15 protein-coding genes are annotated in these 24,313 nt (G+C 69.7%); 4 read left to right on the top strand and 11 right to left on the bottom strand.

What is annotated here, in order from left to right; all coding sequences use genetic code 11:
- Window positions 1-42: 42 nt before the first annotated feature.
- Window positions 43-2,778 (bottom strand): preprotein translocase subunit SecA, encoded by a 2,736-nt coding sequence (gene secA, locus CMV14_RS02545; protein ID WP_066969710.1) that lies wholly within the window; start codon window positions 2,776-2,778, stop codon window positions 43-45.
- Between the two features lie 317 nt (window positions 2,779-3,095).
- Between secA and argJ the strand changes: the two genes are divergently transcribed.
- From argJ to CMV14_RS02530, 3 genes are all read left to right on the top strand, one after another.
- The gene (gene argJ, locus CMV14_RS02540) at window positions 3,096-4,319 is read left to right on the top strand and encodes a bifunctional glutamate N-acetyltransferase/amino-acid acetyltransferase ArgJ (protein WP_066969690.1); all 1,224 of its coding nucleotides are present in this window, start codon (window positions 3,096-3,098) and stop codon (window positions 4,317-4,319) included.
- Between the two features lie 129 nt (window positions 4,320-4,448).
- Complete coding sequence (locus CMV14_RS02535; RefSeq protein WP_066969693.1) at window positions 4,449-5,060, top strand: glutathione S-transferase family protein; 612 nt, start codon at window positions 4,449-4,451, stop codon at window positions 5,058-5,060.
- Entirely contained in the window at window positions 5,060-5,854 is a 795-nt protein-coding gene (locus CMV14_RS02530) for an inositol monophosphatase family protein (protein ID WP_066969696.1), read from the top strand. Before CMV14_RS02535 ends, CMV14_RS02530 begins: the two co-directional genes overlap by 1 nt.
- 39 nt (window positions 5,855-5,893) lie before the next feature.
- Here the strand turns inward: CMV14_RS02530 and trxA are convergent, their stop codons facing one another.
- From trxA to CMV14_RS02480, 10 genes are all read right to left on the bottom strand, one after another.
- Entirely contained in the window at window positions 5,894-6,214 is a 321-nt protein-coding gene (gene trxA / locus CMV14_RS02525; RefSeq protein WP_066969698.1) for a thioredoxin TrxA, read from the bottom strand.
- Window positions 6,215-6,301: 87 nt separating this feature from the next.
- A complete protein-coding gene (gene addA, locus CMV14_RS02520) occupies window positions 6,302-9,742 on the bottom strand; it encodes a double-strand break repair helicase AddA (protein WP_066969700.1) in 3,441 nt (1,146 codons plus the stop codon).
- The gene (gene addB, locus CMV14_RS02515; protein ID WP_096367658.1) at window positions 9,739-12,822 is read right to left on the bottom strand and encodes a double-strand break repair protein AddB; all 3,084 of its coding nucleotides are present in this window, start codon (window positions 12,820-12,822) and stop codon (window positions 9,739-9,741) included. The genes addA and addB overlap by 4 nt, the downstream gene beginning before the upstream one ends.
- 139 nt (window positions 12,823-12,961) lie before the next feature.
- Window positions 12,962-13,720: a nucleotidyltransferase family protein gene (locus tag CMV14_RS02510; protein WP_066960383.1), complete on the bottom strand. Its 759-nt coding sequence runs from the start codon at window positions 13,718-13,720 to the stop codon at window positions 12,962-12,964.
- Window positions 13,717-14,676: an aminoglycoside phosphotransferase family protein gene (locus CMV14_RS02505; RefSeq protein WP_066960380.1), complete on the bottom strand. Its 960-nt coding sequence runs from the start codon at window positions 14,674-14,676 to the stop codon at window positions 13,717-13,719. The genes CMV14_RS02510 and CMV14_RS02505 overlap by 4 nt, the downstream gene beginning before the upstream one ends.
- A complete protein-coding gene (gene tsaE / locus CMV14_RS02500; protein WP_066960377.1) occupies window positions 14,673-15,116 on the bottom strand; it encodes a tRNA (adenosine(37)-N6)-threonylcarbamoyltransferase complex ATPase subunit type 1 TsaE in 444 nt (147 codons plus the stop codon). The genes CMV14_RS02505 and tsaE overlap by 4 nt, the downstream gene beginning before the upstream one ends.
- A 72-nt stretch (window positions 15,117-15,188) precedes the next feature.
- The gene (locus tag CMV14_RS02495) at window positions 15,189-17,570 is read right to left on the bottom strand and encodes a PAS domain-containing sensor histidine kinase (protein WP_066960374.1); all 2,382 of its coding nucleotides are present in this window, start codon (window positions 17,568-17,570) and stop codon (window positions 15,189-15,191) included.
- A 253-nt stretch (window positions 17,571-17,823) separates the two neighbouring features.
- On the bottom strand, window positions 17,824-19,245 hold the full coding sequence (locus tag CMV14_RS02490; RefSeq protein WP_066960371.1) for an efflux transporter outer membrane subunit: 1,422 nt from the start codon (window positions 19,243-19,245) through the stop codon (window positions 17,824-17,826).
- Window positions 19,242-22,385 (bottom strand): efflux RND transporter permease subunit, encoded by a 3,144-nt coding sequence (locus tag CMV14_RS02485; protein WP_066960368.1) that lies wholly within the window; start codon window positions 22,383-22,385, stop codon window positions 19,242-19,244. The genes CMV14_RS02490 and CMV14_RS02485 overlap by 4 nt, the downstream gene beginning before the upstream one ends.
- 6 nt (window positions 22,386-22,391) lie before the next feature.
- Entirely contained in the window at window positions 22,392-23,534 is a 1,143-nt protein-coding gene (locus CMV14_RS02480) for an efflux RND transporter periplasmic adaptor subunit (RefSeq protein WP_066960365.1), read from the bottom strand.
- A gap of 109 nt (window positions 23,535-23,643) precedes the next feature.
- On the opposite strand from CMV14_RS02480, the gene CMV14_RS02475 reads away from it, so the two are divergent.
- On the top strand, window positions 23,644-24,234 hold the full coding sequence (locus CMV14_RS02475; protein ID WP_066960362.1) for a TetR/AcrR family transcriptional regulator: 591 nt from the start codon (window positions 23,644-23,646) through the stop codon (window positions 24,232-24,234).
- The last annotated feature ends 79 nt before the right edge of the window (window positions 24,235-24,313 follow it).

Raw genomic sequence — 24,313 nt, 5'->3', positions numbered from 1 at the left:
CAAGTTCAGGATGACGGCTTTTCGTCTCGAGGCTTTGGCTGCTCAAAGCGCCCCGTGGCAGTGCTTGTATTTCCGGCCCGATCCACAGGGGCAGGGCGAGTTGCGGGTCAGCGTCGCCGCGACCTCGGGCGAGATGGCGAAGCCGTCTCCGGCCAGGCCGAGCGCACCCTGCGGCGCGCGGCTGGAGATCAGGCCCAGCGCGCCGGCATCGCGGTCGCCCGAATTGTCCTCACCGGTCAGCGGGTCGAGATGGCTGGTGATGAAATCGGGCATCGGCGGCAGCTCGGGCAGCTCCGACGTGCGTTCGAAATGCGCGTGGGCGAGGATGCGGGTCACCTCCTCGCGGATCGCCACCAGCATCCGCTCGAACAGCGCGAAGGCTTCCTGCTTATATTCGTTGATCGGCGTCTTCTGCGCATAGGCGCGCAGGTGGATGACCTGGCGCAGCGCGTCGAGCGTCGCCAGATGCTCCTTCCAGTGATGATCGAGCGACTGGAGGAGCACGCTCTTCTCGATGCCGTGCCAGCTCTGCTCGTCGATGTCGGCCTGCTTGGCGGCGATGATCGCATCCGCCTCGGCCTGTACCTTCTCGGTCAGAAGCTCGGGATCGATGCCGTCCTGCGCCAGCCATTCGTCGAACGGCGGGGCGATGCCGAGCACGTCGGCGGCGCGCGCGGTTAGCATCTCCATGTCCCACTGCTCGGGATAGCTGTTGGGCGGGCACGCCTCGCCGACGATCGCATTGGCGGTCTCGGCGCGCATGTCGGCGACCACCTCGTCGACGGTCTCGGCATCCATGATGTCGGCGCGCTGCTCGTAGATCACCTTGCGCTGATCGTTCATCACATCGTCATATTCGACGACCTGCTTGCGGACGTCGTAGTTGCGCGCCTCGACCTTCTTCTGCGCGGTCTCGATCGCCTTGGATATCCAGGGGCTGACGATCGCCTCGCCATCCTGCAGATTCTTGTTCATCATCCGCGCGAACATCGTCTGCGGGCCGAAGATGCGCAGCAGGTCATCGTCCAGCGACAGGTAGAAGCGGCTGAGGCCCGGATCGCCCTGGCGGCCCGAACGGCCGCGCAGCTGGTTGTCGATGCGGCGGCTCTCATGCCGCTCGGTGCCGAGCACGAACAGGCCGCCGGCGGCCAGCACCCGCTCCTTCTCGACGATAATCTCGGCGCGGATGCGCTCGGCCGCCGCGTCGAACTCCGGGGTGCCGATCTCCAGGTCGGGATGCTCGTCGAGCAGGCGGAATTCGAGGTTGCCGCCCAGCTGGATGTCGGTGCCGCGGCCGGCCATGTTGGTGGCGATCGTCACCGCGTTGAGCCGGCCCGCCTGCGCCACGATATGCGCTTCCTGCTCATGGTAGCGCGCATTGAGGACGTTGTGGGCGACGCCCTCCTTGGTCAGGAATTCCGACAGCAGCTCGGACTTCTCGATCGACACGGTGCCGACCAGCACCGGCTGTCCGCGCTCCTTCGCCTCGCGGATCGCCTGGGTGATCGCGGCGAACTTGTCCTGGATGTTCTTGTAGAATTCGTCGTCCTGGTCGATCCGCTTGACCGGAAGGTTGGTCGGGATCGTGACCACGTTCATCTTGTAGATCTGGTAGAATTCATGGGCCTCGGTCGCGGCCGTGCCGGTCATTCCGCCCAGCTTGGGATACATGCGGAAATAATTCTGGAAGGTTATCGAGGCCATCGTCTGGTTCTCGGGCTCGATATTGACGCCTTCCTTGGCCTCGACCGCCTGGTGCAGGCCGTCCGACCAGCGCCGGCCATCCATCATGCGGCCGGTGAACTCATCGATGATGATGATCTTGCCGTCCTTGACGATATAGTCGGTGTCGCGCTTGAACGCGATGTTGGCACGCAGCGCCTGGTTCAGGTGGTGGACCACCTGGGTATTCTCGAAATCATAGAGATTGTCGCCCTCGAGCAGCCCGGCCGCCTCCAGCAGCCGCTCGAGCCGTTCGGTGCCATCCTCGGTCAGCACGACCGAGCGCTGCTTCTCGTCGAACTCATAGTCCGACTTCTCGACCTGCTTCACGATCGCATCGACCGACTTGTACAGTTCGGACTTGTCGTCGGTCGGGCCGGAAATGATCAGCGGGGTGCGCGCCTCGTCGATCAGCACCGAATCGACCTCGTCGACCACCGCATAGTGGAACGGCCGGTGGACCATCGAGCTGCGCTCATATTTCATGTTGTCGCGCAGATAATCGAAGCCGAACTCGTTGTTCGTGCCATAGGTGATGTCGCAGCGATAGGCATCGCGGCGCTGGCCGTCGGTGAGGTTCGGGACGATCGTGCCGACGGTCAGCCCCAGGAAGCGGTAGACCCGGCCCATCCATTCGGCGTCGCGGGTGGCGAGATAATCGTTGACGGTGACGACATGGACGCCCTGGCCGGGCAGCGCGTTGAGATAGACCGCCAGGGTCGCGACCAGCGTCTTGCCCTCGCCGGTCCGCATCTCGGCGATCTCGCCGCGATGGAGGACGATGCCGCCGATCATCTGCACGTCGTAATGGCGCTGGCCGAGCACGCGGCGCGCCGCCTCCCGCACCGTCGCGAACGCCTCGGGCAGCAGCGAATCGAGCGTCTCGCCGGCATCGAGCCGCTGGCGGAACTTCACCGTCTGGCCGGCCAGATCCTCGTCGCTCATCGCCTCCAGCGCGGGCTCATAGCTGCCGATTTTCTGCACGATCGGGCGCAGCGACTTCACATAGCGGTCGTTCGACGAACCGAAGAGGGCTTTGGCGAGGCCGCCGAGCATGGGCATTCCTTGAGACAGGGCTGTGCGATCGGCCAACGGGCCGCCGCGCAAATGATCCCGGTGCAGATAGGTTCCGTTCCGGCATTGGTCAATTGTACGGCGCAGTTCCTCCCTGCCACGCAGCGGTGGGTAGGGGGACCATTCGCCTGGCGAATGGTGGAGGCGGCGGCGGCGAAGCCGGCGCTGCGCGCCGACCCCTCCACCACTCTTCGAGTGGTCCCCCTCCCCGTCCTTAGGACAGGGAGGATCTTTTGGGGCTGAACTTCAAAAGTTGGCCGGCTCCCCCTATAGGCCCGGCAATCATTCCGGAGTCACCCATGGACCGTTCCCCGCTTGCCCCCGCATCCTTCCCCGATCTGCCGCCGATCGCCGGCGTGCGGATCGCTGTGGCGCGCGCGGGCTACAAGACATGGGACCGTGCCGACCTGACCTTCGCCGCCTTCGACGAAGGCACCGCCGTCGCCGGGGTGACGACGAAAAGCAGATGCCCCTCGCCCGAGGTGGAATGGTGCCGCGCCGCGCTGCCGCTGGGCCAGGCGCGGGCGCTGGTCGTCAATGCCGGCAACAGCAACGCCTTCACCGGCAACCGGGGGCGCGCGGCGGTGGAGGCTATCACCGCGCGGGTGGCCGGCGCGGTCCGCTGCAAGCCGTCGGACATATTCGTCGCCTCGACCGGCGTGATCGGCGTGCCGCTGCCGATCGACAAGGCCGAGGCCGGGATCGACGCGGTGCTGCAGGCGCCCGAGGCGAGCTGGGAGGAAGCCGCCGCCACGATCATGACCACCGACACCTTCGCCAAGGGCGCCCGCGCATCGGCCATGATCGGCGGCACCCGGGTCGAGCTGGTCGGCATCATCAAGGGATCGGGGATGATCGCGCCGGACATGGCGACGATGCTGGGCTTCATCTTCACCGACGCTGCGATCGCGCCCGGCCTGCTCCAGGCGATGCTGGACAGCGCGAACCGCCAGAGCTTCTCCTGCATCACCGTCGACGGCGACACATCGACCAGCGACACCGTGCTCGCCTTCGCGACCGGCAAGGCGGGCAATCCCCGGCTCGAATCGATCGACGATGCCGGCGCCGATGCGCTGCAGGCGGCACTGACCGAGCTGTGCCTCGACCTCGCCCAGCAGGTGGTCCGCGACGGCGAGGGCGCGTCCAAGTTCATCGCGATCACGGTGGAGGGCGCCGAGAGCGACGCCAGCGCCCAGCGCATCGGCATGTCGATCGCCAATTCGCCGCTGGTGAAGACCGCGATCGCGGGCGAGGACGCCAACTGGGGCCGCGTGGTGATGGCTGTCGGCAAGGCCGGCGAGCCCGCCGAGCGCGACAGGCTGTCGATCCGCTTCGGCGGAACCCAGGTCGCCAGCGGCGGCCTGGCGGTGGAGGGCTATGACGAGGCGCCGGTCGCCGCGCATCTGAAGGGCAAGGAGATCGAGATCGGGGTGGACCTCGGCCTCGGCGACGGTCGCGCCACGGTTTGGACCTGCGACCTGACCCACGGCTATATCTCGATCAACGCCGATTACCGCAGCTGAGGGCTTTTTTGATCGGCTGACGCCGATAACGGCACCGGCCCGCTCCCCCACCCGGCCTCCCACAGGGTATAATCAATGGCGGGCCGGGCGGGGGAGCGGGCCGGTGCCGGACTTTCCGGAGGAAACATAATGTCGCTGATTATCTGGGGCCGGCTGAACTCGCACAACGTCAAGAAGGTCGCGTGGGCGGCGGTCGAGGCGGGGATCGACCATGAACGGCGCGACATCGGGGGGAAGTTCGGCTTCACCGACGCCTATCTGGCGATGAACCCCAACCGGCTGATCCCGACGATCGAGGATGACGGCTTCGTGCTGTGGGAATCGAACGCGATCCTGCGTTATCTGGCGGCGAAATACGCTCCCGCGCTATGGCCCGACGATCTGCGGGCACGGGCGCTGGCAGATCGCTGGATGGACTGGCAGACCTCCTATGCGCCCGCCCAGTTCAATGCCTTCTGGGGCATCGTCCGCACCGCGCCGGCCGATCGTGACCTGGCCGCCATCGCCGCATCGGCCGCGACCTGCGGCGAGAAGATGGCGATCCTCGATGCCGCACTGGCGGAAAAGCCTTGGCTGTCGGGCGACAGTTTCCGGATCGGCGACATCCCGATGGGCGTCTATGCCCACACCTGGTTCACGCTCGACATCGAACGGCCCGCCCGGCCGCATGTCGAGGCCTGGTATGAGCGGCTGAAGGCGCGGCCCGGCTATGCCGACAATGTCATGATCCCGCTGACCTGATGCACGGCCTCTACCAGCCCGTCCTGGACCTGATGCGCGGGGTGGCACGCGACATCATGATGCCGCGCTTCCGCAATCTTGCCGCCCATGAATATGGCGAGAAGACGCCGGGCGACTTCGTCACCATCGTCGACCGCGAGAGCGAGGCGCTGCTCAGCGAGGGGCTTACCCGGCTGCTGCCCGAGGCACGGATCATCGGCGAGGAGGCGGCCGCCGCCGATCCCTCGATCGTCGATCGCGTCGGCGAGGGTGTCGCCTGGATCATCGATCCGCTCGACGGCACCAACAATTTCACCGAGGGCAAGAGCCCCTTCGCGATCATGATCGGCCTGTCGGTGGACGGAGAGCGCGAGGCGGGGTGGATTCTCGATCCGGTAAGCGGGCGGATCGCCCATGCGCGGCGCGGGGCCGGCTGCTTCTTCGACGGCGAGCGGGTGACCGCGCGGCGTTCCGAAGGGGCGCTGCCCAAGGCGGCGATCGCGACCTATTTCATGCCCGAGGACCGCCAGGCCGACGTCCGCCGCCGCGCCGAGGGGCGGCTGGAGATCGTCGCCATCCCGCGCTGCGCGGGCGAGCAATATCCCCGGCTGATCCTGGGGCGGAACGACATCGCCCTCTACGAGCGCACCCATGTCTGGGACCATGCGGCGGGCGCGCTGATGCTGGAGGAAGCGGGCGGCCGGATCGCGCGCAACGACGGCGAGCCCTATCGGCTCGACGTGCCCGGCAAGGGCGCGATCGCGGCGAATTCGCCTGCGATGTGGGACCTGGCGAAGGCGGTATTGTTCGATTGAAAGACGTCGCCCCGGCGGAGGCCGGTGCGACGCCGCTGTTTACAGCTCGCCTTCGAGCCAGCCCTTGAGGGCGCTCTTGGGCGCGGCGCCGACCTTGGTGGCGGTGGGCTGGCCGTTCTTGAACAGGATCATCGTCGGGATGCCGCGCACGCCATAGCGGCCGGGGGCATCAGGATTGTCGTCGATGTTGATCTTGGCGATCGTCACCTGCTCGCCCAGCTCGTCGGCAATCTCTTCCAGCGCCGGGCCGATCATCTTGCACGGGCCGCACCATTCCGCCCAGAAGTCGACCAGCACCGGCTTGTCGGCATTGAGGACGTCGTCGCTGAACGACGAATCGGTGATCGCTTTGGTCGGCATCGGGAAAAGCTCCTTGGTTTCAGCCCCAGATGTAGGATGGCCGCGCGAACCGCTCAACGGCCTTGCCCAAGCTTTTGCTCCTCCCCCCTAAAGCCGCTCTTTCTCCGTCGCCGGGGCGGCGAAATGGAGGAGCGCATCGGGCAGCGCGATCAGGCTCGGCCCGGCGGTGTAGAGCAGCGCCGCCTCGACCGGCCGGCCGGGGAAGATCACCCGCAGCGCGGCGGCATAGGCGGCCATCTGGCGGAGATGGTGGGCGGGCACGGCGTCCAGCCCGGCGGGCACGCGGCGGCCGGTCTTGAAATCGACCACCAGGATTCGCTCGGCCGTGACCAGCAGCCGGTCGACCGTTCCCGCGATCACCTCCCCCTCCACCACCGCGGCGACCGGCGCCTCGGCCAGCGCATCCGGCCCGAAGATCGCGGCGAAGCGCGGATCGGCGATGATCCGACAGGCATCGTCGGCCAGCGCCCGCGCCACCGCCGCATCCTCGACCCCGGCCGATCCGGCGAGCCAGCGCTCTGCTGCCGGCATCCGCCGCTCGGCCGGCACCACCGGCAGACGTTCGAACAGCGCGTGGAGCAGCAAACCGCGCCGTGCCGCCTCCCGCATCGCCGCCGAAGGAGGCGGATCGGGTACGTCGTCGGGGCCGAGCGAGGATGGTGCCAGCGGGCGGGGCGGCCGGGCCTCGGGCGGGGCGGGGCGGCGGAGCCAGTCCGGCTCGGCCAGCAACGGCGCGGGACGGCGCGCGCGGGGCGGGGTGCGGGCGCCACTGTCGGCGGCGCTGCCCTGATAGTGGCGCGCCTCGCCCCAATGCTCGTCCGGCACCCAATCGCCGCCCAGCCCCGCCATCGCCCGGTCGACCGCCTTGTACCAGCTCTGCTCGGGCGGCTCGCCCCGCGCGCGGACGCCGAGCGCGCCGCCGATCACGAGATGCTCGCGCGCGCGGGTCAGCGCGACATAGAGCAGCCGCCAATGCTCCTGCCGCTCGCGCCGGGCCAGTTCGGCGGCGTCGGCGGCGATCTCCTCGACCATCTCCTGCTTGCGCGGGCGGGGCACCGGGACGGCGGGGCCGTCGGGATCGATCTTCCAGTCGAGCCGGGTGGTGGGCGCCGCCTCGGGATTGCCGGTGGCGTCGGCGAGGATGACGAGCGGCGCCTCCAGCCCCTTGGAGCCGTGTACCGTCATCACCCGCACCGCCCCCGAGGGGGCCGCGCTGTCGCGGGTGATCTCCACCTCGCCGCGATCGAACCAGTCGAGGAAGCGCTGGATGCTGGCGGTCGCCGTGCCCTCGAACTGGAGCGCGGCGTTGAGCAGTTCCTCGATCGGGTCGCGCGCCTCCTGCCCCAGCCGGTGGAGCAGCTTGCGCCGCCCGTCGAGCGGCCCGGTCAGCAGATGTTCGAGGAAGCGATAGGGGGTGGTGAAATCGGCGCGGGCGAGGATGTCGTCCAGCGCGACATTGGCGGCGGCGGCGCCCTTGGCCCGCACCGCGTCGATCAGTGCCCCCTCCCGGCCATGGCCGACCCGGTAAAGTTCCTCCTGGTTCCAGCCGAACAGCGGCGAGACCAGCAGGCAGGCGAGGCTGAGATCATCCTCGCGCTGGGTGGCGAAGCGCATCGCCGCGAGCAGGTCGCGCACCGCCAGCGGCGCGGTCAGCCGCAGCCGGTCGACGCCTGCGACCGGCACACCCTCGGCATGGAGCCGGGCGACGATCAGCGAGGCGAGTTCGGCGCGGCGGCGGACCAGGATCATGATGTCGCCAGGCTGGACGGGCCGCTTCTCCCCCGACAGCCACAGCCTTTGCTCGATCCAGTCGCGCACCTGCTTGGCCAGCCGGTTGGCGAAGGCGCGGGTGGCGTCGTCGATCCAGCCCTCCTCGCCCGCATCGTCATCGGGCCCGGCGATGCCGTCGAGGCTGACCGGGCGCCACAGCGTCACCCGGCCCGGCAGGTCGGCCTTCCACGGCACATGGCGATCGGTGGGGGTGAACAGGCCCAGCTCGTCGGGACCGAGATCGGCGACGAGGCGGTCGACCAGCTCCAGCACGGCGGGCGCCGAGCGGAAGCTGCGATCGAGCGACAGTTGTTGGAACAGGCGCTGTTCGGGCGCGTCCTGCGATCCCGCCTCGGCCTCGCGGGCGAAGGCGATGCGGGCGGCCTCGAAGGCGAGCGGATCGGTGCCCTGAAAGCCGAAAATCGCCTGCTTGAAATCGCCGACGCTGAACAGGGTACGCCGCTTGCGCCCGCGCGCGCCATGGCCGGCGAAGAAATCGGAGGCGAGCGCCGCGACGATCGCCCATTGCCGGGCATTGGTGTCCTGCGCCTCGTCGACGAGGATATGGTCGGTCGCCTGATCGAGCTTGTAGCGCACCCAGTCGCCCATGCCCGGCGTCTGCAGCAGTTCGACCGCCTTGCGGATCAGATCGTCGAAATCGACCAGACCGGCAGCGCGCTTGGCCTGGGCATAGGCGGCGGCATAGGCCTGCCCCGCGCGCAGCGCCGCGCCGATCAGCGCCGCCAGTTCGGCGCGCTCGCGCCAGCCGATCAGGCGCAGCACCTGTTCGGCGAGGCGGCCGCAATGATCGGGATAGGCGGCATCGGCCTTGAGCAGGCCCGCCTGATATTTGCGCGGCTCGCGCGCCTTGGTGAGGACGAGACCGAGGATGTCGTCGAGCATCGCGGCGCGGGCGCGTGGGCTGGCGGCGAGGAAGGCGGCGGCGAGATCGGCGGCGACGAGCCCGGTCGCCGTTCCCCAGTCGCGGTTGGCGCGCGCCACCGCATGGAAACAGTCGAGGTCGAGATCGGCGCAGGCGGCCTCGATCGCCGCCTCGACATCGCCATCGGGCACGCCGAGCGTCCGGCGCAGGCGGGGCTCGATGCCCTGCCGTATCCCCAGGCTCTCCATCGCCTCGGGCGCGCGGGCGCAGTCGCCCAGATAGCCCTCGGCGCGCGCCTCGCCCAGCCGGAGGCTCAGCGCCTTGATGTCGTCGATCAGGCCGAGATCGCCCCCCGCCTGCGCATCCTGGACCAGATCGGCAAGGGTGCGGCGGGCGAGCGTCGCCTGCTCCCGCCCCTCCAGCGGGCGGAAGCCGGGGGCAAGCCCCGCTTCCGACGGGAAGCCGGCGAGCAATGTCTGGCAGAAGGCGTGGATGGTCTGGATGCGCAGGCCGCCACCCGGCGCCTCCAGCACCCGCGCGAACAGCTGGCGGGCGCGGGCGAGCCGCTCGGGCGTCGCATCCTCGCCGAGCCGGCCGAGGTCCTGCACCAGCTTCTGGTCCTGCTTCAGCCCCGCCCAGCGCGCGAGCCGGGCATGGATGCGCTCGGCCATCTCGGCGGCGCCGGCCTTGGTGAAGGTGAGGCACAGTATCGCCTCCGGCGCGGCACCGTTGAGCAGCAGCCGCAGCACCCGCGCGGTCAGCACCTGGGTCTTGCCGGTGCCGGCCGAGGCCGACAGCCAGACCAGCTCCTTGGGGTCGGAGGCGGTGCGCTGCTGATCGAGCAGCGGATCGAGCGGGCGGAGCCGGTTGCTCATGCCGGTTCCTCCGCCTCGCCGGGCAGCAGGGCCATGTCGCGCCCATACCATTCATCGAGCCGCATCAACTGGTCATAATCGCCATAAGGCGCATATTCGGGGGCCAGCTTGGCGGTGAAGGGAGCCGGGCCGGTCAGCCATTTGCGCACCGCCCGGCCCAGCGTCTCGGCGGCGAGCGCGGTGAAGCGTTCGGGATCGATCCCGTCCTTGCCGCCCACCGGGCGCGAGACATAGCCGAAGCCATTCTCTCGGTTGCGCGCGAGCGACCAATATTCGAAGTCGACCGGCACGCCGTCGACCCCGTCGAAGCCGCCGCGCTCGGCGATCAGGCCGAGCAGGCCGAGCTGCATCGAATAGCCCTCCGCCACCGCCGCCGCGCTGGGCGGCATGCCGGTCTTGTAGTCGATGATCGCGATCCGGCCGTCGCCGCGCCGGTCGATCCGGTCCACCGTGCCCTTCAGCCGGATGCCGGCGACGTCGACCTCACCCTTCACTTCGGCGACCAGCGCGTGGCGCCCTTCCGCCTTCAGCGCGCGCATCGCATCGGCGATCCATTCCAGCGCCGCCATCAGCCGGGGCTCCCACAGGGCGCGCATCACCGGGTGCGCCGCCATCTCGTCGAGCAGGACGCGCGCGCGGGGGATCAGCCGCTCGGGATCGCAGGCGTCCTCCTTCATCCAGCGCTCGAACACCGCATGGACGGCGGTGCCGCGCCAGGCGGGGGTGGGATCGGCGTCGACCGGATCGAGCGACCACAGTTTCAGCATCGCATCGGCATAGAAGGCGAAGGGATCGGCCTTCAGCCGGTCGAGCTTGGTGACGGCGATGATCGACGGGCGATCGGCGACCGGCGGCGCGGGGCGCGGCCGGCCGGCGGGTTCGGGCGGGCCGGCGGGCCGATCGATCGCCGCCGCCCAATGGGGCAGGCGATGCTCGCGGGTGATGCCGCCGGTCATCGCCTCCAGCCGCAGCCAGAAGCGCGAGGCGATGGTCGGCGAGCGCGCGTCGCGCCGGGCGCGGGTGACGATCACCCGCGGCGCCCCCAATGCCATGGCGAAATCATGCGCGGACAGGCCGATCCGCGCCTCCAGCCCGACCAGCCCCAGTTCGGCGCGGATGCGCGGGGCGAGCCAGGGATCGGGGCTGGGCAGCGGCGGCCACACCCCTTCGTTGAGCCCGCCCAGCACCATCAGATCGGCATGCTGCAGCCGCGCTTCGAGCAGGCCCCAGATCGACAGGCGGGGATGGCCGCCCTGCGGCGGACGCACCGCCTGCGCATCCATCAGCAGGCGCAATGTGGGGGCGAGGCTCGCGGGATCGAAACCGGCGGGGCCGAGCGGCGCGGTCGCCTCCAGCTCGGCGATCAGATCGGCGGCGGCGCGGCCATCGGGGCCCGACCAGGCGGCATCGCCCGCCAGCGATGTCGCGGCCTCGCGAACGGCGGCGAGGAGGGATGAGAGCCCCGCCCCTTCAGGGGAGGGGTTGGAATGGGGCCTGTCCTCCTCGCGGCGGTGTGTTTGTGGAGAGGCCCCACCCCCAGCCCCTCCCCTGAAGGGGAGGGGTGCAAAAGCGGCTTGCAACGGCCCCAGCAGCGGCCTCACCGCTTCCCACCAGCCGATCGCCCGCGCGCGCTTCGCCTTCACCACGCCCTCGCCGTCGCGCAGGAAGGCGGCGACGCCGTCAAGCCCGGCGGGCGGGCGGGGGCCGCGCAAGGCGATATCGAGCCGGCGGACGCCATCGAGCCAGGCGCCGCGTTCCTCGCCCCGCCGCACCAGCGGATGCTTGACCAGCCCGAGCAGCGCGACCGGCGCGAAGCCCTCCGCCGCCGCCTCGGCGATGGCGAGCAGCAGGGTGCCCGCCGGGGTCAGCGACAGCGGGGTGCCCGCCGAATCGTCGGCGACGATCCCCCAGCGGGCGAGGTGCGCGGCGACGCGGCGGGCCAGCACCCGATCGGGCGTGACGAGCGCGGCAGTGCGGCCCGGCGTCTCGATCGCCTCGCGCAGTGCCAGCGCGATCGTCTGCGCCTCGTCGGCGGGGTTAGCCAGTTCGATCGCGCGCACGCCGGTCAGGCGGCGTTCGGCCGGGGGCAGCTTGTGCCATTTGTCGGTGAAGGCGGCGGGCGCCATGGCATTGGCGATTGCCCGGGCGCGGACCGATCGCGCGTCACGGCCGCCGCCCCAGCGCCAGGTCTGGACCTCCTCGCGGCCGACTCCCATCCGGTCGAGCAGCCGCTTGAGCGCGAACTGAGGGTGGCTCTCGATCGGGCGCGGCGCGCGCTCCTCGGCGTCGCGGGGTTCGTGCGGGCCCAGCGCGTCCCACTCTTCACGCGCCGAGATCGTGTCGATGCCGGGGAGGACGACCATCCCGCGCGGCAGCCGGGCGACGATGGCGAGCAGCGCCGCGACGGCGGGGGTGGTGCTGGCGATGCCGGCGGCGATGACCGGGCCGGGCGGCGGATCGCCGCGCCAGCGCTTCGCCACGCGATCGAGCAGGCGGTTGCGCCGGTCGGCCAGGTCGATCCGGCCGCGCTTCTCCAGCTCGGCCGGCCAGCGGGTCAGGATCGCTTCGAGCATGTCGAGCGAGCGCTGCCAATGGTCGGAGAGGTCGGGCAGGTCGACCAGATCCTTGAGCCGCGCAGGTGGCACCAGTTCGATCAGCAGCTGATCGAGGGTGCGGCCGAGTTCGCCGGCCAGCCGGATCGCCTCGCCGCCGTCGACCGGCGCCCCGGCGGCGGCGCGCGCCTCCGACGTCAGCCGGGCGAGGATCATCTGCCGTTCGAGCGGGTCGATCGCGGGCGGGATCGGTGCCTCGTCCTCGCCGGCGATCGGATCGAGCAGGCCGCCCAGCCGCTCGTCCAGCTCGGGATCGCCGATCGCGACGAGCCGGGGCAGCAGCAATCCGCCCTCGGCCCGCCGCACGAAGGCATCGCTGATCGCGCGCGCCGCGCGGTTGTTGGGCACCAGGATCGCGGTGCGCGCCAGCGCCAGCGGATCGGGGCCATATTGGGCGATCAGCCCCGCCGCCAGCGCATCGGCGAAGGCGCGGTGCGCGGGAATGGTGAAGACGGCGGGGGTGGTCATCGGCTAGCTACTCTAACCGACCATGACGGAGGCGGAAGCCCCGTTGCGAATCGTCGCCCCGGCGGAGGCCGGGGCCGCCAGCGGCTCGGATGCGTGAACATCGGGACGGCCCCGGCCTCCGCCGGGGCGACGGATATCGTCAATTCCGCCCCAGCAGCGCCTCAGTCTTGCCGATCGCGGGGGGTGTGCCGACGTCGAACCACAGGCCCTGGTGGACGAGGCCGAAGGCGCGGCCGGCGGCGATGGCGCGTTCCCACAGCAGCATGAAGCCGAACGGCCCCTCCGGCAGGTCGGTGAACAGCCGCTTCGAGACGATCTGGACCCCGGTATAGACGAAGGGCGCGACCTTGGATGGGCGGCGGCGGGTGATGCGGCCGTTCGCGTCCATGTGGAAATCGCCGAGGCCGCTATGGCAGTTGGCACGGGCGAGCGGGACGAGCAGCAGCAGCGCGTCCATCGCCGCATCGTCCCAGCGATCGGCGAGCAGGCTGATCGCGTCGACCGGGCCGTCGACCCAGAGATTGTCGCTGTTGGCGATCAGGAAATGATCGTCGGGGATCAGCGGCAGCGCCTTCGCCACCCCGCCCCCGGTTTCGAGCAGCAGGCCGCGTTCATCCGAAACGCGGATGTCGAGGTCGGCTGCCTTGCGCTTGAGATGCGCCTCCAGCGAATCGGCGAGATAATGGACGTTGACCACCACCCGGCCGATGCCGGCGCCGCGCAGCCGATCGAGCACATGATCGAGCAGCGGCTTGCCCGCGACCTCGACCAGCGGCTTGGGGCGGGTGGCGGTGAGCGGGCGCATCCGCTTGCCGAGCCCGGCGGCGAGCACCATCGCGGTGCCGACCGGGGATGCGGCCGGGTTGGGGCGCAGCGACAGCGGCTTGGCGAAGCTCATGCGATCGCGCTCCAGTCGAAGGGCGCGCGCCTGGCGGCGGGGACATGGGCGTCGAACCACGCCTTGACCGGCCCCAGCGCGGGATGGGCGAGGTCGCGCTCCAGATAGCCCCACACCCTCGGCTGGAAATCGAGATAGCGGCGCTTGCCGTCGCGCTTCCACAGGCGGGTGAAGATGCCGAGAATCTTGGTGTTGCGCTGCGCCCCGAGCAGCGCATAGGCGGCCTCGTCGAACGGACGGCGCGCGGCGTAGCGCGCGATCATCGCCGCCTCCAGCTCGGGCGCGACGTCGCGGCGGGCGTCCTGGAGCAGCGAGACGAGATCATAGGCGGGGTGGCCGGCCAGCGCGTCCTGAAAATCGAGCAGGCCGAGATCCTTGTTGCCGAGCAGCATGATATTCTCGGCATGATAGTCGCGCAGCACCGAGATCGAATGATCGGCGGCGATCGGCGCCAGCGCGTCATGCCAGGCGGCCTGCCACGTTGCCATGTCGGGATCGAGGCCGACGGCGGGCATGTACCATTCAGGGAACAGCGCCGCCTCGCGCTGATAGACGGCCATGTCATAGGGGGGCAGCGGCCCGGCCGCATGGCCGTGGAGATCGGCGAGCAGATCGATCGCCTCGCCATAGATATGGGTCTCGACCAGCGGATCGGCGTCGATCACCTCCTTCATCCGGGCGTCGCCGAAATCCTCGAGCAGGATCAGCCCCTGTTCCAGATCCTCGGCCAGGACGCGCGGCGCGCGGAAGCCGATCGCGGCGAGATGGCGGGCGACGGCGAGGAAGGGGCGGCTGTCCTCATGCTCGGGCGGCGCATCCATCAGAACCGCCGTCTCGCCCCCACGCAAAACCCGGAAATAGCGCCGGAAACTGGCGTCGCCTGCCAGCGGCAACACCTCCGCATCCGACCAGCCGGCGCGGTCGAGGAAGGGGAAGGCGTGGGGCGGGGGAATCATCGTACTGGCCATCGGCCCTCCCATGGCGCGGGCGCTTCCCAAGTCAAGCGGCGCGCATCGGTGCCGTGCGGGGCGATGGTCAGCCGCAGCGCATCGGGCCAGAGCAGCCGGCCCATCCGCTCGGGCCATTCGATCAGCACCACGCTGTCCGCGCGAGCCTCGTCCAGGCCGAGTTCGAGCAGCTCCTCCGGGTCCTCGATCCGGTAGAGATCGACATGCCAGAGCGGGATCGCCAGCTCGGGCGGCGCATAGGGGATGACGATCGGGAAGCTCGGGCTCGGCACCTCGCCCTGGAAGCCCAGCGCGTGGAGCAGCCCGCGCGCGAAGGTCGTCTTGCCCGCGCCGAGATCGCCCGACAGCGCGACCACGTCGCCGGGGCGGAGAACGGCGGCGAGCGCGGCGCCCGCGGCGGCGGTTTCGTCAGGGCCGGCGAGGATCACCGGCTCATCGCCATAACATCACCGTCATCCCGGACCTGATCCGGGATGACGGAAGGCGTGGGCCCGTGACGACTAGCCATCGCCATGCTCGACATGGCGGCGGGGCAGGTGGATCGTCACCGTCGTCCCCCGCCCCGGCTCGCTTTCCAGCGCGATCGAGCCGCCATGCGCCTCGACCAGCTGGCGGGTGAGCGGCAGGCCGATGCCGATCAGCTGCTTGCCCTCGTCATTGCTGGCGTCGATGCGCGGATAGGCGTCGAAGATGCCGGCGCGCTGGGCGGGCTCCATGCCCTGGCCGGTGTCGGCGACGGTCCAGACGATCAGGTCGTCGTCGCCATGGACGCGGATCGTCACCTTGCCGGCGGGCGGGGTGTAGGTGATCGCATTGTTGAGCAGATGGTCGGCGATCTGGCGCAGGCGGCGCGGATCGCCGCGCATCATGCCGAGGTCATGATCGATGTCGACGACCAGGCTGAGCGGCTTGGCGGCGGCTGCCTTGCGGGCGCCCTCGACCGCCTCGCCGAGCAGCGCGCCCATGTCGACATCCTCCTCGGCGAGGGGAAGGTTGCCGGCGGCGCCCTGGGTGAGGTCAAGCACGTCCTCGACCAGGCTGCCGAGCCGGCCGACCGAGGCGAGGATCGCCTTCACATATTCATGCGCGACGCCGGGCAGCTCGCCCGCATAGCCGGCATCGAGCAGCTCGGCGAAACCGGCGATCGAGGTGAGCGGCACGCGCAGCTCGTAGGACATATTGGCGACGAAGGCGGTCTTGAGCTTGTCGGCCTCCTCCAGCGCGTCGGCGCGCCCCCGAAGGGCTTCCTCGATCCCGCGCGAGGCGGTGATGTCGAGCAGGGTGAACAGCGCGTTGCCGTCGGGCAGCGGCACCACCGCGAAGTCGAAATAGCGGCCGTCGGCCAGCGCCATGCGGCCGGTGCGCGCCTGGCGATCGACCGTGGCGATGCGGACGAGATCGCGCAGCAGCTGGGCGCGCGACGGATCGGCCAGTTTGGCGGCGACCAGCTCGACCATCGCGTCGACGCGCAGATTCTGGGCGAGATCGGCGTCGCTGAGGCCCCAGATGTCGCGGAAGCTCTGGTTCCAGATGTGGAGGCGCCCGTCGGCGGCGAACACACCGATCGCCTCGAACAGATTGTCGAAGGTGGCGGCGCGGACGCGGAGCAGCGTGTCGCGCGCGCTGGACAGCTGGACCTGCTCGGTGCGGTCTTCGAAGAACAGCAGCAGCCCGCCATTGGGCAGCGGCTGGGCGACGACGCGGAGATGCTGGCCGCCGGGCAGGGTCCAGGTCTCCTCGACCGAATCCACCGCGTTGAACCAGTGGCGCCGCTCATTCTTCCAGCCGGGGAAGTCGCGCGCCTCGGGCAGGCGCTGGGTCTCGCGCATCCGCTCCAGCACCCGATCGAACTCGGGGCGGTCGGCCAGCCATTCGGGCTGGAGCGCGAAGAATTGCAGGAAGGGCTGGTTGAAGAAGATCAGGCTGCGATCGGGCGCGAACTGGGCGACGCCGGCCGAGAGCCGGTCGAACAGCTCGCGCTGCGCCTCCTGGAAACGGCCGAGTTCGCCGCGCGTCTGTTCGAGGTCCTGGATGTCGAAGGCATAGCCGGCGACGCCATGCTCGCCCATCGGCACGTCGGTGATCCGCATGGTGCGGCGCTGGCCGCCCAGGGTGACGGGGACGACATGGGTCTTGATCCGCCCGGTATCGCGCGCGGCGAGCGCGGTGGCGCGGGGCGGGCGGCCCTCGGCGGCATCGACCAGCTCGACGCCGCGGACGACGACATCCTCCGCGCTTTCGCCCTCGACCGCGCGGACATAGGCCGAATTGACCAGGGCGAGCTTCAGGTCCGGCCCGCGATGCCACATCGGGAAGGGCGCCGCCTCGATCAGCGCGAGGCAGCTGTCGAGCGCGTCGCTGATCGACTGGCAATCGGCCGACAGCCGGGCGATCGTACGCTCCGCCTCGCTATTGTCGAACAGCCACACGATCACCCCGTCGCCGATCGCGGGCGGGGCGAGGCGCCCACGCGCGAGCAGCACCCGGTCGGTTCCGGCGAGATGGAGGACGCGTTCGAACGGCCGGCCGGCCTGGAAGGCGGCGTTGACGTCGGCGGCGAGCCCCTCGACATCGACCACCGATATGCCGCCGGCGCCCTGCCCCGCCATCTCGTCGATGCTGGCGGGGATGGCTTCCAGCCCCAGCCAGTGGGCGAGGCGGGGATCGGCGCCGATCCGCCCGTCCTGCCCGATGCGGAAGGGCACGGCGGGCGCGCTGGCGAGCAGGGCACCCTGCCGCTCGACATCGCGGGCGCGGGACTTGGCGACCGCGTCGCGCCGCAACCCCATGATGATCGAGGCGACCGCCGCCGCCACCCACAGCGCGACGATGATCGCGAGCATCAGGGCAGCGATCGGATCGAGCTGGATCATGTGCGACATGGTGACACTTCTAGGCAGCAAGTGCCCCGACCACAACGGGACCGGTACATTGCGGTGCAGCGACGATTGCCGATTATCGCCGGGCGCGAATCAGCGTAGAATGGCCTGTCCGGCAACGACCGGACGGGGAGAGTCCGATGATGGATCGGGTGGACATTATCTGCGACCGCGCGTGCATGATCCTGTGCATGGCCGGTTTCGTCTGGGTGGCGACGAGCATCCTGCTCTAGCCGTCCGCGACGTGAACTGCCGATCAGCGTAGCCCGCCGCCCAGGGCGCGGTATAGTTCGACCGCGTTCAATCCGCGCTGCAACCGCGTTGTCAGCAGCCCCTGCTCCGCCGCGTACAGCGTGCGCTGCGCATCGAGCGTCGTCAGGAAGGGATCGATGCCCGAGCGGAAACGCGCCTCTGAAAGCCGGTGGCCGGCCCGCGCGCCATCGGCGAGAGAACGCTGCGCGGCGAGCTGGTCGCCGATCGTCGCGCGACGGGCCAGCGCGTCGGAAACCTCGCGAAACGCCTGCTGGACGGTCTTCTCATATTGCGCGACCAGCGCCCGATAACTGGCCTTCGAATAAGCGAGATTGCCGCTGTTGCGCCCGAAATCGAGCAGCGGCAGCGAGGCTGTGGGCGCGACCGACCAGCTTTCGCTGCCCGACTGGAACAGGTTCGACAGGCCGAGGCTGGTGACGCCGAACGCCGCCGTCAGCGAGATGCGGGGAAAGAAGGCCGCGCGCGCCGCGCCGATATCCGCATTGCCCGCCCGCAGCCGATGCTCGGCGGCGGCGATGTCGGGCCGGCGCAGCAGCACCTCCGACGGCAGATCCGCGGGCAGGTTGTCAAGCATCGCCTCCCGCTCGTCCAGCGCGGCGGGCAGCAGATCGGCGGGCACGGTGGTTCCGGCGAGCAGGTTCAGCGCATTCTGGTCCTGCGCCACCAGCGCGGTCGCGGCGGCGATGTCCGAGCGGGCCTGGTCGTGGCTGGTCTGCGCCTGGCGCACCTCCAGTTCGGAAGCGACCCCGGCGCGGAAACGGGCGCGGTTCAGCTCCAGCGCCATGCCGAAGGTCCGCTCCAGATCGCGGGCGATGCGCAACCGCTCCTGGTCCGCCGCCATCGTTATCCAGGCGCTGGCGACCTCGGCGATCAGGGTCGCCTGGGCCGCGTTGCGGTTCTCCTCGCTCGCGAAATATTGCTCCTGCGCCGAAGGGGTGAGGTTGCGGACGCGGCCGAACAGATCGATCTCCCAGGCGGAGACGCCGACCGAGGCCGAATAGATGTCGAACCGCCCGGCGCCGGCTGCGGCACCGCCCCCGCCGCCGCCCAGCCCGCCGACCGGGCTCTTCTGGTAGGTCGCGCCGCCCGACGCGGCGACGCCCGGCAGCAGATCGGAACGCTGGACCCGATAGAGCGCGCGCGCCTGTTCGACATTGGCGACCGCGAGTCGGAGGTCGCGATTCTGATCGAGCGCGAGGGCGATCAGCCCGCGCAGCCGATCGTCGACGAAGAAATCCCGCCAGGCGGTGTCGGCGGGAACGATCGCCGCCCCGGCGGCGGCCGCCGGCGCCGAATAGTCCGGCGTCGAAGCCGGAACCGGCAGGGCCGGCCGGACATATTTGGGAGCGAGGTTGCAGCCCGCGAGCAGCAGGCCGGCGATGGCGGGAAGCAGGATGTGCCTCATGCTCCGGCCTCCACCGGCTTGCCCTGGAGATGCGCGGCGCCCGGCCCGTCCTGACGGAACAGCCGCTTCACCAGGGTGAAGAACAGCGGCACGAAGAAGATCGCCAGCACCGTGGCCGACAGCATGCCGCCCACCACCGCCCAGCCGATCGCGCGCTGCCCGCCCGCCCCGGCCCCATTGGCGAGGGCCAGCGGCAGCACGCCGAAGATGAAGGCGAAGCTGGTCATCAGGATCGGGCGCAGGCGCAGGCGCGCGGCCTCGATCGACGCCGCGCCGGCGGACAGGCCCTCGCGCATCTTCTCCTCGGCGAACTCGACGATCAGGATCGCGTTCTTGGCGGAGACGCCGATCGTCGTGATCAGGCCGACCTGCAGGTAGATGTCGTTGTTCAGGCCCATCGCCCAGGCGGCCAGCACCGCGCCGAACACGCCAAGCGGGACCACCAGCAGCACCGACAGCGGCACCGACCAGCTTTCGTAGAGCGCGGCGAGGCACAGGAAGACCATCAGCAGCGACAGCGCATAGAGCAGGGGCGCCTGCCCGCCCGACAGCTTCTCCTCATGGGAGATGCCGGTCCATTCGAAGCTGGCGCCGGGCGGAAGCTTGGCGGCATGCTCCTCCATCGCCGCCATCGCGGCGCCGGTGCTGAGCCCGGGCGCGGGAGAGCCCATGATCTCGAACGAGGACACGCCATTGTAGCGCTCCAGCCGCGACGGGCCGAAGCTCCATTCGGTGCGCGCGAAGGACGAGAGCGGCGCCATCGTGCCGGTCGATCCGCGAACGTGGACCGCACCGATCGCCTCCGGCGTGGTGCGGAACGGCGCGTCGGCCTGGACGAAGACGCGCTTCACCCGCCCGCGGTCGATGAAGTCGTTGACATAGGAGCCGCCCAGGCTGGTGGATATCGCTTCGTTGATGTCGGCCTGGGCGATGCCCAGCGCGCCCGCCGCCTGCTTGTCGACCTTCAGCGCCAGCTGCGGCGTATCCTCCAGCCCGTTGGGACGCACCCGCACCAGACGCCTGTCGGCCATCGCCATGCCGAGCAGCTGGTTGCGCGCCGCGAGCAGCCCGTCATGGCCGAGGCCGCCGGCATCCTTCAGCTGGAAATCGAAGCCGGAGGCGTTGCCCAGTTCGATGACGGCAGGCGGCACAAAGGCGAACACCATCCCGGCGCGCAACTGGCTGAACGCCATATTGGCGCGCCGCGCGATGGCGCCGACACGGGCGTCCGCGCCCCTGCGCTCCTTCCAGTCGGCGAGCTTGATGAAGGAGATGCCGACATTCTGCCCCTGCCCGCCGAAGCCGAAGCCGGAGACGGTGAAGATGGCGGAGACATTGTCCTTCTCGTCGACCAGGAAATGATTCTGGATGCGCTTCATCACCGCATCGGTTTCCTCGATCGTGCTGCCGGCCGGGAGGGTGGCGGAAGCCATCATCGCGCCCTGGTCCTCCTCCGGCAGGAAGCCGCCGGGCAGGCGCAGGAACAGGATGGCAAGCACCCCCAATATGGCGGTGTAGAGCAGCAGGGTCCGGCCCCAGCGGCGCTCGACCCGGCGCAGGCCGTGATCATAGCGGGTGACGCCGCGATCGAAGCTGCGGTTGAACCAGCCGAACAGGCCCTTGCGTTCCTGATGCTCGCGCGCCGGCCGCAGGATCGTGGCGCACAGCGCCGGCGTCAGGATCAGCGCGACCAGCACCGACAGCGCCATCGACGAGACGATCGTGATCGAGAACTGGCGGAAGATCACGCCGGTCGACCCGCCGAAGAAGGCCATCGGCAGGAAGACCGCGGACAGCACGAGGCCGATACCGACCAGCGCGCCGCTGATCTCGTCCATCGACCTGCGCGCCGCCTCCTTGGGGCTGAGCCCCTCGGTCTGGATCAGCCGCTCGACATTCTCGACCACGACGATGGCGTCGTCGACCAGCAGGCCGATCGACAGCACCATGCCGAACAGGGTCAATGTGTTGATCGAATAGCCGGCCACGGCGAGCACGGCGAAGCTGCCGAGCAGCACCACCGGCACGGCGATCGTCGGGATGATCGTCGCCCGCCAGTTCTGCAGGAACAGGAACATCACGATGAAGACGAGCACGATCGCCTCGAACAGCGTCTTCACCACCTGCTCGACCGACAGCTTCACGAAGGTCGAGTTGTCGACCGGGTAGGCCACCTTGAGCCCCGCCGGAAAATTCCTCTCCAGCCGGGCGACCTCGGCCTTCACCGCCTCGACCGTCTCCAGCGCGTTGGCGCCGGGGGCCAGCTTGATGCCGAACCCGGCCGCCGGCTTGCCGTTGAAGCGCGCGACGAAGGCGTAATTCTCCGATCCCAGCTCGACCCGCGCGACATCGGCGAGCTTGACGGCCGAGCCGTCGCGGTTCGAACGGAGCAGGATTTCCTGGAACTCCTCGACCGTCCGCAGGCGCGACTGGGCGGTGATGACGGCATTGAGCGCCTGACCCTTCACCGAGGGCAGCCCGCCGACCTGCCCCGCCGAAACCTGGGCGTTCTGCGCGCGGATCGCGGCCTTCACGTCGCCGACGGTGACGCCGAGCGTGGCCATCTTGAACGGATCGAGCCAGACCCGCATCGCATATTGCGCGCCGAGCACCTGGGTGTCGCCGACGCCGGTCACGCGGCTGAGCGGATCCTGCAGGGTCGACACGACGAAGTCGCCGAGGTCGACCTGATCCTGGCTGCCGTCCTCCGAATAGAGCGCCGCGATCAGCAGGAAGCTGGCCGCCGACTTGGACACGCGCAGGCCCTGCTGCTGGACCTCCTGCGGCAGCAGCGGGGTCGCCTGCTGGAGCTTGTTCTGGACCTGCACTTGCGCGGTATCGGCATCGGTGCCCTGCTCGAAGGTCAGGGTGATCGCCAGATTGCCGGCCGAATCGCTGGTCGACGAGAAATAGCTGAGATTGTCGATGCCCTTGAGCTGCTGCTCGATGATCTGGGTGGTGCTGTTCTCCAGCGTCTGGGCGTCGGCGCCTGGATAGGCGGTGGCGATCGTCACCTTGGGCGGGGCGATCTCGGGAAACTGCTCGATCGGCAGCGAACGCAGCGCGACGATGCCCGCGAGCATCAGGATGATCGCGATGACCCAGGCGAAGATCGGCCGGTCGATGAAGAAGCGGGACATGGCCGATCAGTTTCCGGCGGTCCCGGGAGCCGGCTGGGGGGCACCCGGCGTCACCACCGTGCCGGGCCTGAGGTTCATCAGCCCCTCGACGATCAGCCGGTCGCCGGGACGAAGCCCGCCGGTGACGATCCACTTGTCGCCTAGCGGCCGATCGACCGTGACCATGCGCTGCTCGACCTTGTTGCCCCGGCCGACCACGAGGGCGACGGGGCGGCCCCGCTGATCGCGGGTGATGCCGCGCTGGGGAGCCAGAATGGCCGCTCTGCGCACGCCCTGGGTCAGCTGCGCGCGCACGAACATGCCGGGCAGCAGCAGCCCGTCCGGATTGGGGAAGGTCGCCCGCAGCGTCACCGCCCCGCTGGCGGGATCGACGCTGACTTCGGAGAATTGCAGCCGCCCCGCAAGCCCATAGGGCTTGCCGTTGGGCAGGATCAGCCGCACCGGGGCGCCCGCGCTCGCCTCGACGCCGCCCGCCCGCATCGCCTCGCGCAGGTCGAGCAGCTGCGCGGCCGACTGGGTGATGTCGACATAGACCCGGTCGGTGCGCTGGATCGTCGCCAGCGGATCGGGCTGGCCGGCCTGGACGAGCGCGCCCGGCGTTACCAGCGATCGGCCGATGCGGCCCGAGATCGGCGCCTTGATGCGCGTGAAATCGAGGTTGATCTGCGCGGCACGGGCGGCCGCGCGCTGCGCGGTCACATCGGCCAGTGCCTGCTGCGCCGCAGCATCGGCATTATCGGCTTCCTGGCGGCTCACCGCATTGATCCCGACCAGCTCGCGATAGCGCTGCGCCTGGAGACGGGTGGCGTTGATCGAGGCCCGGGCGCGGGCCAGGTTGCCCTGGGCAGTCCCGAGCGCGGCGCTGTAGGGCGCGTCCTCGATCACGTAGAGAAGCTGCCCGGCGCGGACCATCGCGCCTTCCTCGAACAGGCGGCGGCGCACCACGCCGCTGATCTGCGGGCGCACCTCCGAGGTTTCCAGCGCGGAAATCCGCCCCGGAAGCTCAGTCTGCAACGGTGCCGATCCCGTCGACAGCGTCACCACGCCGACCTGCGGCGGCGGCGGCGCGGGCGGCGGATCGCCACCACAGGCGGTCAGCAGCGCGAGCGCGGCGAGCGCCGCGAAACCGGGGATGGGAAGCTGTCGCATAGGAAACTCAACTCGGTCGACTGGCCTGGAATGAACGTTCATTCCGCTTGCCGGCGCCCTACTTCGGAGCTATAAGCGGGTCAAGGGGCAAAAGGTCGGAGCGGGAAATTTGGTTGCAGCGCAACAGAGGCCGGACGGGCGATCCCGCATCATCGCCGCGGCGCGAAACCTGTTCGCGTCGCGCGGCTTCCATCTGACCGCGATGTCGGAACTGGCGGCCGAGGCCCAGGTGAGCGTCGGCCAGATCTACCGGCTGTTCAAGAACAAGGACGACATCATTCTGGCGATCGTCGAGGACGATCATCGCGAATGGATGGTGCAGATGACCCAGGTCCGCGACGCTGCCGTCAGCGGACGGATATCCCCCGCCGAGGCGTTCGAGCGGCTCATCCTCGAAACCCTGTCCGACGAGTATGAAACGCTGACCTTCGAAATCCTGGCCGAAGCGGGCCGCTCGGCCGAAGTCGGCGCGCGGATCAGGCAGTTCGCGGGAGATTTCCGCGCGGTGCTGCGCGATCTGGCCTGCCGGGCCAATGACCGGCTGGGGGAGCGCGATCTGGAAGCCGTCACCGAACTGCTGATGGCCACGCTGTTCGGGCTATCCGGACGCAATCTGGGCGACCATCATCTCGACCGCGAGGCCACCGCATCAGAAATCGCGCGGTTGATCATGGCAATGCTGAAGAACGCGGAGTCCTAGGAGTCCTGGACGTCGATCGGTTCAGGCTGAATCAGCCTGAAGCGCCAATCGGGGCATGACATGGATAGGGTAAGGCGGC

Origin of the sequence: Rhizorhabdus dicambivorans (assembly GCF_002355275.1) — a bacterium.
GTDB lineage: Bacteria > Pseudomonadota > Alphaproteobacteria > Sphingomonadales > Sphingomonadaceae > Rhizorhabdus > Rhizorhabdus dicambivorans.
The sequence above is the reverse complement of the archived record's forward strand: the minus strand, read 5'-3'. Positions and strand labels throughout refer to the sequence as shown.

Excerpts from the sequence above, each read along its gene's own strand:
- CMV14_RS02535 (WP_066969693.1), top strand. The coding sequence starts at position 4,449 with ATGTCGCTGATTATCTGGGGCCGGCTGAACTCGCACAACGTCAAGAAG.
- addA (WP_066969700.1), bottom strand. The coding sequence starts at position 9,742 with ATGAGCAACCGGCTCCGCCCGCTCGATCCGCTGCTCGATCAGCAGCGC.
- secA (WP_066969710.1), bottom strand. The coding sequence starts at position 2,778 with ATGCTCGGCGGCCTCGCCAAAGCCCTCTTCGGTTCGTCGAACGACCGC.
- CMV14_RS02510 (WP_066960383.1), bottom strand. The coding sequence starts at position 13,720 with ATGAGCTTCGCCAAGCCGCTGTCGCTGCGCCCCAACCCGGCCGCATCC.
- CMV14_RS02505 (WP_066960380.1), bottom strand. The coding sequence starts at position 14,676 with ATGATTCCCCCGCCCCACGCCTTCCCCTTCCTCGACCGCGCCGGCTGG.
- CMV14_RS02495 (WP_066960374.1), bottom strand. The coding sequence starts at position 17,570 with ATGTCGCACATGATCCAGCTCGATCCGATCGCTGCCCTGATGCTCGCG.
- argJ (WP_066969690.1), top strand. The coding sequence starts at position 3,096 with ATGGACCGTTCCCCGCTTGCCCCCGCATCCTTCCCCGATCTGCCGCCG.
- CMV14_RS02490 (WP_066960371.1), bottom strand. The coding sequence starts at position 19,245 with ATGAGGCACATCCTGCTTCCCGCCATCGCCGGCCTGCTGCTCGCGGGC.
- CMV14_RS02485 (WP_066960368.1), bottom strand. The coding sequence starts at position 22,385 with ATGTCCCGCTTCTTCATCGACCGGCCGATCTTCGCCTGGGTCATCGCG.
- trxA (WP_066969698.1), bottom strand. The coding sequence starts at position 6,214 with ATGCCGACCAAAGCGATCACCGATTCGTCGTTCAGCGACGACGTCCTC.
- addB (WP_096367658.1), bottom strand. The coding sequence starts at position 12,822 with ATGACCACCCCCGCCGTCTTCACCATTCCCGCGCACCGCGCCTTCGCC.
- CMV14_RS02480 (WP_066960365.1), bottom strand. The coding sequence starts at position 23,534 with ATGCGACAGCTTCCCATCCCCGGTTTCGCGGCGCTCGCCGCGCTCGCG.
- CMV14_RS02530 (WP_066969696.1), top strand. The coding sequence starts at position 5,060 with ATGCACGGCCTCTACCAGCCCGTCCTGGACCTGATGCGCGGGGTGGCA.